This window comes from Leisingera sp. ANG-DT (assembly GCF_000813785.1).
In the GTDB taxonomy this organism is placed as follows: Bacteria; Pseudomonadota; Alphaproteobacteria; order Rhodobacterales; family Rhodobacteraceae; genus Leisingera.
Window position 1 is genome coordinate 38,016 of the sequence record NZ_JWLE01000011.1, and the last position, 12,553, is coordinate 50,568.

Annotated in this window: 16 protein-coding genes; all 16 read left to right on the forward strand. The window is 63.8% G+C overall.

Going from position 1 to position 12,553, the window contains the following annotated elements; genetic code table 11:
• Positions 1-64 precede the first annotated feature (64 nt).
• The 16 genes from RA21_RS12015 (at position 65) to RA21_RS12090 (ending at position 12,536) form a co-directional block, all read left to right on the forward strand.
• Positions 65-604 (forward strand): GNAT family N-acetyltransferase, encoded by a 540-nt coding sequence (locus tag RA21_RS12015; protein WP_193748072.1) that lies wholly within the window; start codon positions 65-67, stop codon positions 602-604.
• A gap of 355 nt (positions 605-959) precedes the next feature.
• The gene (gene pcaF / locus RA21_RS12020; RefSeq protein WP_039149213.1) at positions 960-2,162 is read left to right on the forward strand and encodes a 3-oxoadipyl-CoA thiolase; all 1,203 of its coding nucleotides are present in this window, start codon (positions 960-962) and stop codon (positions 2,160-2,162) included.
• 24 nt (positions 2,163-2,186) lie between these two features.
• Positions 2,187-3,164: a 1,2-phenylacetyl-CoA epoxidase subunit PaaA gene (gene paaA, locus RA21_RS12025; protein WP_039149215.1), complete on the forward strand. Its 978-nt coding sequence runs from the start codon at positions 2,187-2,189 to the stop codon at positions 3,162-3,164.
• A gap of 63 nt (positions 3,165-3,227) precedes the next feature.
• Entirely contained in the window at positions 3,228-3,512 is a 285-nt protein-coding gene (gene paaB / locus RA21_RS12030) for a 1,2-phenylacetyl-CoA epoxidase subunit PaaB (RefSeq protein WP_008557866.1), read from the forward strand.
• Positions 3,512-4,273, forward strand: coding sequence for a 1,2-phenylacetyl-CoA epoxidase subunit PaaC (gene paaC, locus RA21_RS12035; RefSeq protein WP_039149218.1), 762 nt, complete (start codon positions 3,512-3,514; stop codon positions 4,271-4,273). The genes paaB and paaC overlap by 1 nt, the downstream gene beginning before the upstream one ends.
• Before the next feature lie 99 nt (positions 4,274-4,372).
• The gene (gene paaD / locus RA21_RS12040; RefSeq protein ID WP_039149221.1) at positions 4,373-4,846 is read left to right on the forward strand and encodes a 1,2-phenylacetyl-CoA epoxidase subunit PaaD; all 474 of its coding nucleotides are present in this window, start codon (positions 4,373-4,375) and stop codon (positions 4,844-4,846) included.
• A 10-nt stretch (positions 4,847-4,856) separates the two neighbouring features.
• Positions 4,857-5,930 (forward strand): 1,2-phenylacetyl-CoA epoxidase subunit PaaE, encoded by a 1,074-nt coding sequence (gene paaE / locus RA21_RS12045; protein ID WP_019297026.1) that lies wholly within the window; start codon positions 4,857-4,859, stop codon positions 5,928-5,930.
• Between the two features lie 24 nt (positions 5,931-5,954).
• On the forward strand, positions 5,955-6,716 hold the full coding sequence (locus RA21_RS12050; protein ID WP_039149224.1) for a Phenylacetic acid catabolic protein: 762 nt from the start codon (positions 5,955-5,957) through the stop codon (positions 6,714-6,716).
• 200 nt (positions 6,717-6,916) lie between these two features.
• Positions 6,917-7,411 (forward strand): VOC family protein, encoded by a 495-nt coding sequence (locus tag RA21_RS12055; protein ID WP_039149652.1) that lies wholly within the window; start codon positions 6,917-6,919, stop codon positions 7,409-7,411.
• Between the two features lie 224 nt (positions 7,412-7,635).
• Complete coding sequence (locus RA21_RS12060; RefSeq protein ID WP_039149227.1) at positions 7,636-8,499, forward strand: branched-chain amino acid aminotransferase; 864 nt, start codon at positions 7,636-7,638, stop codon at positions 8,497-8,499.
• 139 nt (positions 8,500-8,638) lie between these two features.
• A complete protein-coding gene (locus RA21_RS12065; protein WP_019297030.1) occupies positions 8,639-9,094 on the forward strand; it encodes a universal stress protein in 456 nt (151 codons plus the stop codon).
• A 21-nt stretch (positions 9,095-9,115) separates the two neighbouring features.
• Positions 9,116-9,712 carry a 2-hydroxychromene-2-carboxylate isomerase gene (locus RA21_RS12070; RefSeq protein ID WP_039149229.1) on the forward strand — a complete coding sequence of 199 codons (597 nt, stop codon included), beginning with the start codon at positions 9,116-9,118 and terminating at the stop codon, positions 9,710-9,712.
• Positions 9,713-9,781: 69 nt separating this feature from the next.
• The gene (locus RA21_RS12075; protein WP_019297032.1) at positions 9,782-10,348 is read left to right on the forward strand and encodes a NifU family protein; all 567 of its coding nucleotides are present in this window, start codon (positions 9,782-9,784) and stop codon (positions 10,346-10,348) included.
• A 21-nt stretch (positions 10,349-10,369) separates the two neighbouring features.
• Positions 10,370-10,966 carry a tRNA (adenosine(37)-N6)-threonylcarbamoyltransferase complex dimerization subunit type 1 TsaB gene (gene tsaB, locus RA21_RS12080; protein WP_039149233.1) on the forward strand — a complete coding sequence of 199 codons (597 nt, stop codon included), beginning with the start codon at positions 10,370-10,372 and terminating at the stop codon, positions 10,964-10,966.
• Positions 10,959-11,384, forward strand: coding sequence for a GNAT family N-acetyltransferase (locus tag RA21_RS12085; protein WP_039149236.1), 426 nt, complete (start codon positions 10,959-10,961; stop codon positions 11,382-11,384). Before tsaB ends, RA21_RS12085 begins: the two co-directional genes overlap by 8 nt.
• A gap of 156 nt (positions 11,385-11,540) precedes the next feature.
• Positions 11,541-12,536: a BMP family lipoprotein gene (locus RA21_RS12090; RefSeq protein WP_039149240.1), complete on the forward strand. Its 996-nt coding sequence runs from the start codon at positions 11,541-11,543 to the stop codon at positions 12,534-12,536.
• Positions 12,537-12,553: the final 17 nt, after the last annotated feature.

Below are 12,553 nucleotides of genomic sequence, written 5' to 3' on the forward strand. Positions count from 1 at the left end.
CGAGGGGATCTTCTTGACCTCGGCGCCCGCTGCCCGACTATGGCGTGTGTTTTTCTTATTCCCAATGGCTTTCATGACCGAAAATTCAGACCACACAGTTATCCGCCCCGCCACAACAGAGGACTGCTCCAGCCTCGCCGCCCTTTCGATTGAAGTCTGGCTAGGCACCTACCTGCGCAACGGGATCAGCGGGCATTTCGCTGATTATGTGCTTAGCCAATATACCACTGCGCATTTTGCTGAGGCATTGGACAGCACAGCCGAACGTTTGCTGGTTTCGCAGAACCGTGACGGCATAGACGGCTACATCCGGGTATCAAATGGGCGGCCCAGCCCGGCAGGCGGGCCGTCTAGGACCGAAATCTCCACGCTCTATGTCCAGCCCCGGCATCACGGCCGTGGCATCGGCGCTCGCCTTCTGCAAGCCGGACTGCAGCTCTGCCGCAGCAACAGCTGGGATGCGCCCTGGCTCACCAGCAATTCAGAGAACGCCCGCGCCCGCAGGTTCTACCTTCGAAACGGATTTGAGCATGCGGGGCTGACCCGCTTCAGGATCGGACAGGAGAACTACCCTAACGACATCCTGCAATACTCTGCACTCTGACGGCACCAGCGGACCACGTCCGGCCGCCTGCCTCTCCCGCCGACCGTCAGCCTTTCCGGCGAAAGACCTCCATCCGTTGGGCCCGGCACCGCACAGCGCGCGGTGCCGGGCCCAACCGCTACGGTGCATTTCCAATGCTCCGGCAGCGGGCGGGGGAACCCGCTTAAGGCATCCTGCCGCTTAATACACGCCCCGCCAGGAGTCTCTCAGCCGGTTGCCGAACCCCAAAGCGTTACAAAAATTAACACTCACCACTTTTCGCGTTACATTTTATCTTGCCGCGAATCATCTTCCGTCGTAATACCGACCCAACGGTCGGCTTTTCCTGCCACCGCCACAGGAGACGCGAACACCCATGGATGCTTTCATCTGCGATGCCACCCGCACCCCGATCGGCCGCTACGGCGGCGCGCTGAGCCAGGTGCGTACCGACGACTTGGCCTCTTTGCCGATTGCGGCGCTGGTCGAACGGAACCCGGATGTGGACTGGGGCTCTTTGGATGATGTGATCCTGGGCGATGCCAACCAGGCGGGTGAAAGCAACCGCAACGTGGCCCGCATGGCCGCCCTGCTGGCAGGCCTGCCAACAACAGTGCCCGGCACCACCATCAACCGCCTCTGCGCCTCCGGCATGGATGCCGTCGGCATGGCGTCGCGCGGGATCAAGGCCGGCGACTATGATATGGCCATCGCAGGCGGCGTCGAAAGCATGAGCCGCGCGCCCTTCGTGATGCCCAAGGCCACCAGCGCCTTCACCCGCGCCAATGCGGTTTATGACACCACCATCGGCTGGCGCTTCGTGAACAAGAAGATGCACGACATGTACGGCACCGACTCGATGCCGCAGACCGCCGACAACGTGGCCGAGGATTACGGCGTCTCCCGCGCGGACCAGGACGCCTTTGCCGCCCGCAGCCAGGCCCGCTGGGCCGCCGCGCATGAGGCGGGCATCTTCCAGGACGAAATCACCCCGGTCACCATCCCGCAGCGCAAGGGCGATGACCTGGTGGTGGATACCGACGAACACCCCCGCCCCGGCACCTCGGCCGAAAAGCTTTCGAGCCTCAAGGGCGTCAACGGCCCGGACAAATCCGTGACCGCAGGCAATGCCTCCGGCGTCAACGACGGCGCCGCGGCGATCCTGATGGCAAATGAGGCCGCGGCTGCGAAGAACGGCCTGAAGCCGATGGCCCGCATCGTCGGCATGGCCGCTGCGGGGGTTGAGCCGCGCATCATGGGCATCGGCCCGGTGCCTGCCACCCGCAAGGTGCTAGCCCGAACCGGCCTGACCATCGAACAGATGGACGTCATCGAACTGAACGAGGCCTTTGCGTCCCAGGGCCTCGCCACCCTGCGCGAGCTTGGCGTTGCGGACGATGCGCCCCATGTTAATCCCAACGGCGGTGCAATTGCGCTTGGCCACCCGCTCGGCATGTCCGGTGCGCGGCTGGTGCTGACCGCCGTCTACCAATTGCAGCGCACTGGCGGGCGGTATGCCCTCTGCACCATGTGCGTCGGCGTCGGACAGGGCACCGCCCTGATCCTGGAACGCGTGTAAGAACACACTGAGGAGGTCCCAGACATGTATGCTCAGATGATCAAATCCGAGGCGACCCAGGACGATCCGGAAAAGCTGGCCGCCTTTCAGGCGCGCATCGACGCGGGCGAGAAGATCGAGCCCAAGGACTGGATGCCCGAAGGCTACCGCAAAACCCTGATCCGCCAGATCGGCCAGCACGCCCATTCCGAAATCGTTGGCCAGCTGCCCGAGGGCAACTGGATCACCCGCGCGCCGACACTGGAGCGCAAGGCGATCCTGCTTGCCAAGGTGCAGGATGAGGCGGGCCATGGCCTGTACCTCTATTGCGCGGCGGAGACCCTGGGCGTGTCGCGCGACGAAATCACCGAGATGCTGCTGGATGGCCGCATGAAGTACTCGTCGATCTTCAACTACCCGACGCTGAACTGGGCCGACATCGGTGCGGTCGGCTGGCTGGTGGACGGCGCAGCGATTATGAACCAGGTGCCGCTGCAGCGGACCTCCTTCGGCCCCTATTCCCGCGCGATGATCCGCATCTGCAAGGAGGAAAGCTTTCACCAGCGCCAGGGCTATGACGCGATCCGCAAGATGGCGGAGGGTACCCCGGAGCAGAAAAAGATGGCTCAGGACGCGCTGAACCGCCTCTGGTACCCGTCGCTGATGATGTTCGGCCCGTCTGACAAGGACTCAGTCCATTCCGCCCAGTCTATGGCCTGGAAGATCAAGATGAACACCAACGACGAGCTGCGCCAGAAGTTCGTCGACCAGACTGTGCCGCAGGCCGAATACCTCGGCCTCACCATCCCCGACCCGGACCTGAAGTGGAACGAGGAGCGTGGCCACTACGATTACACCGACCCGGACTGGAGCGAGTTCTTTGACGTGATCAAGGGCAACGGCCCCTGCAACACAGACCGGCTCGCGGCCCGCAACAAGGCCTGGGACGACGGCGCCTGGGTCCGCAACGGCCTGCTTGCTCACGCCAAGAAAAAAGCCGCGCGCCAGCACGCCGCCGAGTAACCCCAAGCATTCCGGCGCTCCGCCCTGCTGCGCAGCGCTCCCTCAGCCAGGAGGATTTGAGACATGAAAAACGAATGGCCCCTCTGGGAAATCTTCATCCGCGGCCAGCACGGCATGAGCCACCGCCACGTCGGCTCCCTGCACGCACCGGACGCCGAAATGGCGATCAAGAACGCCCGTGACGTCTATACCCGCCGCAACGAAGGCGTGTCGATCTGGGTGGTTGAGGCGAACCACATCGCGGCTTCCTCGCCCAGCGACAAGGGCCCGCTCTATGAGCCGTCGGAAAGTAAGGTCTACCGCCATCCGACCTTCTTCGACATCCCCGAAGAAGTGGGGGCCATGTAATGACCCGCGACGACGCATTTTTTCAATTCCTGCTGCGGATGGGGGACAACACCCTGGTCCTCGGCCACCGGGTCAGCGAATGGTGCGGCCATGCACCGGTGCTGGAAGAGGACATCGCGCTGGCCAACACCGCGCTGGACCTGATCGGCCAGACCCAGATGTGGCTCGGCCTCGCCGCTGAAGTGAAGGGCGACGGCAAATCCGCCGACGGCCTCGCCTTCCTGCGCGACGCCTGGGATTTCCGCAATGTGCTTCTGTGCGAGGTGCCGAACGGCGACTTCGGACGCACCCTGATGCGCCAGTTCCTGTTTGATGCCTGGCATTCGATCCAGCTGGGTCGGCTGATGAAGTCCTCGGACGAGCGGGTCGCCGCGATCGCCGAGAAGGCCTCGAAAGAGGTGGCCTATCACCTGGAGCGTTCCGCCGACACCGTGGTTGGCCTGGGCGACGGCACCGAGGAAAGCCGCCGCCGGATGCAGGAAGCCTTGGATTATCTGTGGCCCTACGTGGGCGAGATGTTCCAGTCCGACGATGTGGACGCCGAGATGGTGAAGGCAGGCATCGCCTCTGATCCAGCCTCCCTGCGCGAAGAATACGACGCGCTGATCTCCCGCATCCTGGGCGACGCGACGCTGACCATTCCGGAGAGCCGCTTTGCCCACAAGGGCGGTCGCACCGGTGCAATGCACACAGAGCACCTGGGCCACCTATTGACCCAGATGCAGTGGTTGCAACGCGCCTATCCCGGCGCCAAGTGGTAAGACCACGGCCAAAGAACTGAGCGCATCCCCGGCGTCAGGCGGGGGTGGGGCCCGCTTCCGCGAGGGAGGCCGGGCGGACCAGCCAATGAGGGTAACCGCATGAGCCAAGTGACGACTCAGCCAAGCACCACCCGGGTCTGGGAGTGGCTCGACGCCGTGCCCGATCCGGAGATCCCGGTGATCTCGCTGGTGGATCTCGGCATCATCCGCGATGTGGCCTGGGAGGGTGAGACCCTGGTGGTCACCGTCACCCCGACCTACTCCGGCTGCCCGGCCACGTCTGTGATCGCGATGGACATCGAAACCGCCCTGCGGGACCGCGGCATCACCGATCTGAAGCTGAAGACCCAGATCTCCCCCGCCTGGACCACCGACTGGCTGACGGAGAAGGGCCGCACCAAACTGGAGGCATACGGCATCGCCCCGCCTCAGCCCGCAGGCGGCCCGGAAAAATGCCCGCATTGCGGCAGCCCGCATGTCACCAAGGTCAGCCAGTTCGGCTCGACCCCTTGCAAGGCCCACTGGCGCTGCCAGGACTGCCTCGAACCCTTTGATTATTTCAAGTGCATCTGAGGAGACCCTGATGGCGCGCTTTCACGACCTAGAAGTCACCGACGTCCGCAAGACCATCCGCGATGCGGTGGTTGTTACCCTGAAGCCCGTGAACGGCGCGGCTGAGGAGTTCGATTTCACCCAAGGCCAGTACCTGACCTTCCGCCGCGACTTTGAAGGCGAGGAGCTGCGCCGCAGCTACTCGATCTGCGCCGGCAAGGATGAGGGTATCCTGCAGGTCGGCATCAAGCGCGTCGACGGCGGCGCGTTCTCGACCTGGGCCAACACCGAGCTGAAGGCCGGCGACACCCTGCAAGCGATGGCGCCGATGGGCACCTTCTTTACCCCGCTTGAGGCAGGCGCAGAGAAGAACTACCTGGGCTTTGCCGGCGGCTCCGGCATCACCCCGGTGCTGTCGATCCTGAAAACCACGCTGGCGGCGGAGCCCAACTCCTCCTTCACGCTGGTTTACGCCAACAAGGGCGTGAACACGATCATGTTCCGCGAGGAGCTGGAGGATCTCAAGAACCTCTACATGGGCCGCTTCAACGTGATCCATGTGCTGGAGTCCGACGCTCAGGAAATCGACCTTTTCACCGGCCTGGTCACCGAAGAGAAATGCGCCCAGCTGTTCGAGCACTGGATCGACATCCAGTCGGTCGACACCGCCTTCATCTGCGGCCCCGAACCGATGATGCTGGGCATCGCCAGCGCCCTGCGCACCGCGGGCCTCGATGACGGCCAGATCAAGTTCGAACTGTTCGCCTCTGCCCAGCCGGGCCGCGCCAAGCGCAAGGCCACCGCAACGGATACGGCCAGCAGCGCCAACCAGACCAAGGCCGCCATCACCCTGGACGGCGCCACCCAGACCATCGAGATGGGCAAGGACATGACCCTGCTGGACGCGGCGCTGGAAAACGCCATGGACGCGCCCTATGCCTGCAAGGCCGGGGTCTGCTCCACCTGCCGCTGCAAGGTGCTGGAAGGCGAGGTCGAGATGGTCGCCAACCATGCGCTGGAAGATTACGAGGTCGAAAAGGGCTATGTGCTCTCGTGCCAGGCCTATCCGGTGACCGATAACGTCGTGGTCGATTACGACCAGTAATACCTGCCCGAGGGAGGAAAGATCATGACTGACGAAATGAGTATTAGCAGCTATCTGGCCCAGGGCGGCGTGCTGTCCAACCCGTCCAACGTGCCGCCGCGCTACCGCGCCGAGCTGATGAAGATGATGGCGACCTTTGTCGACAGCGAGCTGGCGGGTGCCGCAGGCTTTGCCGACATCATCAACGAAGGGCCAGGCATCAAGGCGCGCATCGCCGCCGCAAAAATCGTGCTGGAGAAATCCGACAGCGCCGAAAAGGTGCTGCATATCATGGGCGACTTCGGTGCTGACACAGAGCGCTATGCCGACCACCACCCCTGGACCACCCGGCTGGAACGGGATGCCGACATCGGCCAGACCCGCAGCAAGCACGACATGCGGCTGGCCGTGTTCAACTACCCGCTGGAAGGCTGGGCCGACGCGGTGGTGATGAACCTGCTGATGGGCAGCGCGGTTGCCGTGCAACTGGAGGAGCTGAGCCATGTCTCCTACCAGCCGCTGGCCGAAGCTTTCCGCACCATCCAGCCGATTGAGGCACATCACGCGGAATTGGCAGAAGAAGGCCTGATGGTGCTGGTGGAAGCACAAGGGACAGAGGCCCTGCAGGAACTGGTCAGCTACTGGTGGCCGCGGGTCGCAGCCAGCTTCGGCTCTGAGACCTCACAGAAGTTCGAAGGGCTGAAGGCGATGGGCCTGCGCCGCACTCCGAATGCAGAGTTGAAGGCACGCTGGGAACAGACTGCCTCTGCCGTTCTGGCCAAGGCCGGTCTGAAACCCGCCGCCTGATCTCCAGTGGAAGCTCTCCCGCCCGGGCTGCCGTGCATCACAGATGCGCAGGTCCGGCTGGATCCGGCGCGCCTGAAGGCGCGCTGAAGATGCTGCGCCGTCAGGCTGTGCAAATCCACAGGGAAATGGTGCAGCCTTGCGGAATGGAACCAGCGCCGCACGGCCTCCATATTGCAGAAAACAAGCAATTGGAGACTGTCATGAGCACCGGAACTGCCCCCCTGCCCGCAGGCACCCGCATCGGCCATGTCCACCTCAAGGTTGCCGACCTTGAACGGGCAATCGGGTTTTACAGCGGCGTGCTGGGTTTTATCGTAACCCAGCGGCTGGGCAGTTCCGCCGCCTTCCTGTCGGCCGGCGATTACCACCACCACATCGGGCTCAACACCTGGCATTCGCGCGGCGGCCCGGCCCCGGCACCGAACATGACCGGCCTCTACCACACCGCCATCCTGCTGCCGGACCGCAAGAGCCTGGCCGCGGTGCTGCGCCGGGTGCTGGAGTCGGGCATCGCGCTCGAAGGCGCAGCCGACCACGGCGTCTCCGAGGCCATCTACCTGCGCGACCCGGACGGCAACGGGGTGGAACTCTACCGCGACCGGCCCGAACAGGACTGGCCGCGCGGGGCGGATGGCAGCCTGCAGATGGTCACTGACCCGTTGGATTTGCAAGATTTGCTCGCAGAGGTTGAGTAGCTCAGAACTGCTGCCCGAATGTTTCGCGCGCGAAACAATTGATCAGTCACGCTGACCTATATTTCGCTGCGTCAGATTTCGCTCCAGAACGCCAGCCAACCAACTGAAACAAAACAATTAACAGCCTTCTCGCCCCTCCTTGCCTGTATCCGGCGAGGCCTAGAAAGGTCTGGACCCCTGACCTTTCTGGGCCTACCCTTGCGGCAAGCAGAGGGAGCGAGACGATGGCTGTGGGCAGAACTATCCGCACTTATTTCAACGGCAGCTGGCAGGACGGCAACGCGGCGGTGATGCGGGCTGCAGACCATGCGATGTGGCTGGGCTCCTCCGTGTTTGACGGCGCGCGTTTCTTTGACGGGCTGACCCCGGATTTGGACCTGCACTGCGCCCGCACCAATGCCTCTGCGGAGGCGCTGCTGATGACGCCAACCCATTCCGTGGAGCAGATGGTGGAGGTCATCCGCGAAGGACTGGAGGGGTTCGCCCCTAGCTCCGCGGTCTATATCCGGCCAATGTACTGGGCGGCTGATGGCGACGAGACGCTGATCGCCCCGAAGGCGGAGAGCACCCAATTCGCCGTCAGCCTGGAGGAAATCCCGATGGCGGCCCCCGATGCCGCCGCCACGCTGACCCGCACCCGCTTCCGCCGCCCGGTGCTGGAAAGCGCGGTGGTGAATGCCAAGGCGGGCTGCCTCTACCCAAACAACGCCCGGATGCTGAGGGAGGCGCGCAGCAAGGGGTTCAGCAACGCACTGGTGCTGGATGCCATGGGCAATGTGGCTGAAACCGCCACCACCAATGTGTTCATGGTGCGCGACGGCGAGGTCTTCACCCCAATCCCCAACGGCACCTTCCTGGCCGGCATCACCCGCGCCCGCCATATCAGCAACCTTCGCGCCGACGGTATCACCGTGCATGAATGCGTGCTGGGCTATCAGGATTTCGAGGAAGCCGACGAGATCTTTCTGTCGGGCAACATGAGCAAGGTGACCCCGGTCACCGCCTTTGACGAGAACCGCTATCAGGCCGGCCCTGTCGCCAAACGTGTGCGGGAGCTCTATTGGGACTGGGCCGCCAGCCAGCCGTAAATCCGTAAGCTCAACCCGAACATGCCCGGCCGGCGCAAAGTCTATGGCCAGAAATACGCAGCGTTGACGGCTCTTTGGCTCTATTGCCTGATCGCCCCGCATGCGCCATGATCCGCGGTGCAACAACGAGAGAGCGAAGATGCGCAAATTCCTTGTGGTCCTGGACGACAGCCGCGAATGCCTGAACGCCATGCGCTTTGCCGCCATGCGGGCGGCGCATACCGGCGCGGGCGTCACCATCCTGTCGGTCATTCCCCCGGATGAGTTCAACCACTGGATCGGCGTCGGCGAAGTGATGCGGGAGGAAGCGCGCGAGCGCATCCATGCTCATTTCGAAGTTTTCGCCAAATGGATGCGCGACCGCCAGAATGTGGACCCGGAACTGGTGATCCGCGAAGGCGAACCGGTGCCGGAAATCCTCGACTTTATCGAGGGCGATCCGGAAATCGGCGTTCTGGTGCTGGGTGCGGGCACCGGCCGCAAGGGCCCCGGGCCGCTGGTCACCCAGCTCACCAAGAACTCCGGCGCCCTGCCGGTGCCGATCACCATCGTGCCCGGCGACCTTAGCAAGGAAAAGCTGGAAGCAATCACTTGACCAGAAGGGACGGCAGAGGCGATGACCGGCGGGATCACATTCTGGTTCGAATTCGCCTCCACCTACTCCTATCTCAGCGTGATGCGCATCGGCGAACTGGCTGCCGCCCGCGGCGTTGCCGTTACCTGGAAGCCGTTTCTGCTGGGGCCAATCTTTGCCGCTCAAGGCTGGGACACCTCGCCTTTCAACATCTATCCAGCCAAGGGCCGCTACATGTGGCGCGACATGGAACGGATCTGCGCGGCCCGCGGGTTGCCGTTATGCCGTCCGGCGGTGTTCCCTCAAAACGGGCTGATTGCGGCGCGGCTGGCGCTGGCAACAGGTCAGAACGGTATAGAAGCCTTCACCAAAGCGGTGTTCCAGGCGCAGTTTGGTGCGGGCAAAGATATCGCGGATGAAACTGTCTTGCAGCGTTGCCTGAGCACGGCGGGCCTTGACCGCAGTCTGATGCAGCGGGCACAGGCGCCGGATATCAAATCGGCACTCAGGACGAAGACCGATGAGGCCATTGCGGCGGGCATTTTCGGCGCGCCCAGCTTCACCAGCGGGGCGGAACTGTTCTGGGGTGATGACCGGCTGGAGCAGGCGCTGGAGCACGCCGCGGGTGGCGCAATTTAGAATCGTTCCAAATCTTGACTTGGCGGGCCGCAAGGCGCATATCGGGGACACGCTTAACGGAGACCCGACATGTTCATTCAGACTGAATCCACGCCAAACCCGGCGACGCTGAAATTCCTGCCGGGCCAGACCGTTCTTGAGGTCGGCACCGCCGACTTCCCCAACGCAGACGCTGCCGGCAAATCGCCGCTCGCCTCCCGCATCTTTGCGGTTGAGGGCGTGACCGGCGTTTTCTTCGGCAACGACTTCGTGACCGTAACCAAGGCCGACGCGGTAGAATGGGACCACATCAAGCCCGCTATCCTGGGCGCGGTGATGGAACACTACCAGTCCGGCCAGCCGGTGATGGCGGACGGCTCTGAAAGCCCGGCCTCCGGCCATGCCGAGCATTCCGGCGAGGACGCGGAGATCGTCAACCAGATCAAGGAACTGCTGGACAGCCGGGTGCGCCCGGCAGTGGCCCAGGACGGCGGCGACATCACCTTCCACGGCTTTGACCGCGGCGTGGTCTATCTGCATATGCAGGGTGCCTGCGCCGGCTGCCCATCCTCGACCCTGACCCTGAAGATGGGCATCGAGAACCTGCTGCGCCACTACATCCCGGAAGTCACCGAGGTGCGCCCGGTTGCCGTCTGACCGCGCGCGAAAGGACATCTGATGGCTTCCGAACCGCTGGTTCTGGGTTTTGACACATCGGCCGCGCATTGCGCGGCCGCTTTGCTGCGCGGGGAGACCCTGCTGGCCTCCCGGCTGGAGGAAATGACCCGCGGCCAGGCCGAACGGCTGATGCCGCTTCTGGAAGAGGTGCTGGCTGACGGCGGTGCCGCATGGCAGGATCTTGACGCCATCGGCGTCGGCATCGGTCCCGGCAACTTCACCGGCATCCGCATTGCGGTCTCCGCCGCCCGCGGGCTGGCTCTGGGGCTGGAAGTGCCAGCCGTGGGCGTGGACGGGTTTGAGGCCCGCGCCGCCGAGGGCACCTTGCCCGCCGTGCCCGGGCCGCGCAATCAGGTTTATGCCGCCCTGCCCGGGGAGGCACCGCGTCTGATGCCGCGCCAGGAGGCCGAGGACACCGCCCGCGGTGCCGGGCTGGCGTTTGCGCCTGAGGCAAGCCCGGCAGGGATCGCCGAAGCGATTGCGCGCATCGCAGCTGCGCGGTTTGAAACCGTGACCGAGCCGCCTGCACCGCTGTACCTGCGTGCAGCCGATGCAGCGCCGTCCAGCGACGTGCCGCCTGCGCTGATTGATGAGTGATCCCCTGACACCGGCGCAGATGGCCGCCACCCATGCCGCGGGTTTCACCCAGTCGCGGCCGTGGTCTGCACTGGAGTTCGCTGCCCTTCTGGACAGTCCGCTGGTCTTTGCCGCCGGTGATGCCCGCTGTTTCGCGCTGGTGCGGGTGATCGCGGATGAAGCTGAACTGCTGACCATCGCCACCGATCCCGCCCATCAGCGGCAAGGGCTGGCCCGCGCCTGCATGGCGGAATGGGAATCACTGGCCTGCGCCCGCGGCGCCGCAGAGCTGTTTCTGGAAGTGGCCGAAGACAACGCACCCGCAAAGGCGCTGTACCGCGTCTGCGGATTCGCGGCATGCGGGCGCCGGGCGGGATATTACCGCCGCAAAGATACCAATCCGGCGGACGCAATCCTGATGAGAAAGTCTTTACCCTAGGCCAGTTGCGCGGATTTCGCACCAAATGGTCAAAAAGCGGTTGACCCCCTCCCTGCCCTGCAGGCTAAATTGCCGCACCCTCTAAGGCCTGAACGGGGCCGGGCAGCGGAAAATCCCCGCTGCATCCAACAAATAATGACAGTGGGAGTTAACCTGATGACCCTGATGAAACCGCTGATGGGCGCAGCCGCGACGCTGGCCCTGACCGCAGGTGCCGCACTGGCGGAACCGGCCCTGATTTTTGATCTGGGCGGCAAGTTCGACAAGAGCTTCAACGAGGCCGCACACGGCGGTGCCCAGCGCTGGGCTGAAGAGACCGGCGAAAGCTACCGCGAGATCGAACTGCAGTCCGAAGCCCAGCGTGAGCAGGCCCTGCGCCGCTTTGCTGAGGCCGGCGCCAACCCGATCGTGATGGTCGGCTTCGCCTTTGCTGATGCCCTGGGCCAGGTGGCTGCCGATTATCCGGACACCAAATTCACCATCATCGACATGGTTGTCGAAGGCGACAACGTGCGCTCGGTTGTCTTTAACGAACACGAAGGCTCCTACCTCGTAGGCATGATGGCGGCCATGGCGTCCAAATCGAACACCGTGGGCTTCATCGGCGGCATGGATATCCCGCTGATCCGCAAATTCGCCTGCGGCTATGCAGAAGGCGTCAAGGCAGCTAACCCGGATGCCACCGTAATCGCCAACATGACCGGCACCACCCCGGCGGCCTGGAACGACCCGGTCAAGGGTTCCGAACTGACCAAGGCACAGATCAGCCAGGGCGCGGACGTGGTCTATGCCGCGGCTGGCGGCACCGGTGTGGGCGTGCTGCAGACCGCAGCCGACGAAGGCATCCTGTCGATTGGTGTGGACAGCAACCAGAACCACCTGCACCCGGGCAAGGTGCTGACCTCGATGACCAAGAAGGTCGGCAACGCCGTGTTTGAGGCCTTCAGCGATGGCGCCGACATGGAAACCGGCTTCTCTGTCATGGGTCTGGCCAACGGCGGTGTCGGCTATGCCATGGATGAGCACAACGCGTCGCTGGTCTCGGCTGAGATGCAGGCCGCTGTGGACGACGCTGCCGCCAAGATCGCCTCGGGTGAGATCAAGGTGCATGACTACATGTCCGACGACAGCTGCCCTGTGCTGAGCTTCTAAGAAGAAAGCCCTAGGCC

What these genes read in the sequence shown, in the direction of transcription:
- RA21_RS12055 (WP_039149652.1), top strand. Translation starts at nt 6,917, where the DNA reads ATGAGCACCGGAACTGCCCCCCTGCCCGCAGGCACCCGCATCGGCCAT.
- RA21_RS12050 (WP_039149224.1), top strand. Translation starts at nt 5,955, where the DNA reads ATGACTGACGAAATGAGTATTAGCAGCTATCTGGCCCAGGGCGGCGTG.
- RA21_RS12060 (WP_039149227.1), top strand. Translation starts at nt 7,636, where the DNA reads ATGGCTGTGGGCAGAACTATCCGCACTTATTTCAACGGCAGCTGGCAG.
- paaC (WP_039149218.1), top strand. Translation starts at nt 3,512, where the DNA reads ATGACCCGCGACGACGCATTTTTTCAATTCCTGCTGCGGATGGGGGAC.
- paaB (WP_008557866.1), top strand. Translation starts at nt 3,228, where the DNA reads ATGAAAAACGAATGGCCCCTCTGGGAAATCTTCATCCGCGGCCAGCAC.
- RA21_RS12015 (WP_193748072.1), top strand. Translation starts at nt 65, where the DNA reads ATGGCTTTCATGACCGAAAATTCAGACCACACAGTTATCCGCCCCGCC.
- paaA (WP_039149215.1), top strand. Translation starts at nt 2,187, where the DNA reads ATGTATGCTCAGATGATCAAATCCGAGGCGACCCAGGACGATCCGGAA.
- RA21_RS12090 (WP_039149240.1), top strand. Translation starts at nt 11,541, where the DNA reads ATGACCCTGATGAAACCGCTGATGGGCGCAGCCGCGACGCTGGCCCTG.
- RA21_RS12085 (WP_039149236.1), top strand. Translation starts at nt 10,959, where the DNA reads ATGAGTGATCCCCTGACACCGGCGCAGATGGCCGCCACCCATGCCGCG.
- RA21_RS12075 (WP_019297032.1), top strand. Translation starts at nt 9,782, where the DNA reads ATGTTCATTCAGACTGAATCCACGCCAAACCCGGCGACGCTGAAATTC.
- paaE (WP_019297026.1), top strand. Translation starts at nt 4,857, where the DNA reads ATGGCGCGCTTTCACGACCTAGAAGTCACCGACGTCCGCAAGACCATC.
- RA21_RS12065 (WP_019297030.1), top strand. Translation starts at nt 8,639, where the DNA reads ATGCGCAAATTCCTTGTGGTCCTGGACGACAGCCGCGAATGCCTGAAC.
- tsaB (WP_039149233.1), top strand. Translation starts at nt 10,370, where the DNA reads ATGGCTTCCGAACCGCTGGTTCTGGGTTTTGACACATCGGCCGCGCAT.
- paaD (WP_039149221.1), top strand. Translation starts at nt 4,373, where the DNA reads ATGAGCCAAGTGACGACTCAGCCAAGCACCACCCGGGTCTGGGAGTGG.
- pcaF (WP_039149213.1), top strand. Translation starts at nt 960, where the DNA reads ATGGATGCTTTCATCTGCGATGCCACCCGCACCCCGATCGGCCGCTAC.
- RA21_RS12070 (WP_039149229.1), top strand. Translation starts at nt 9,116, where the DNA reads ATGACCGGCGGGATCACATTCTGGTTCGAATTCGCCTCCACCTACTCC.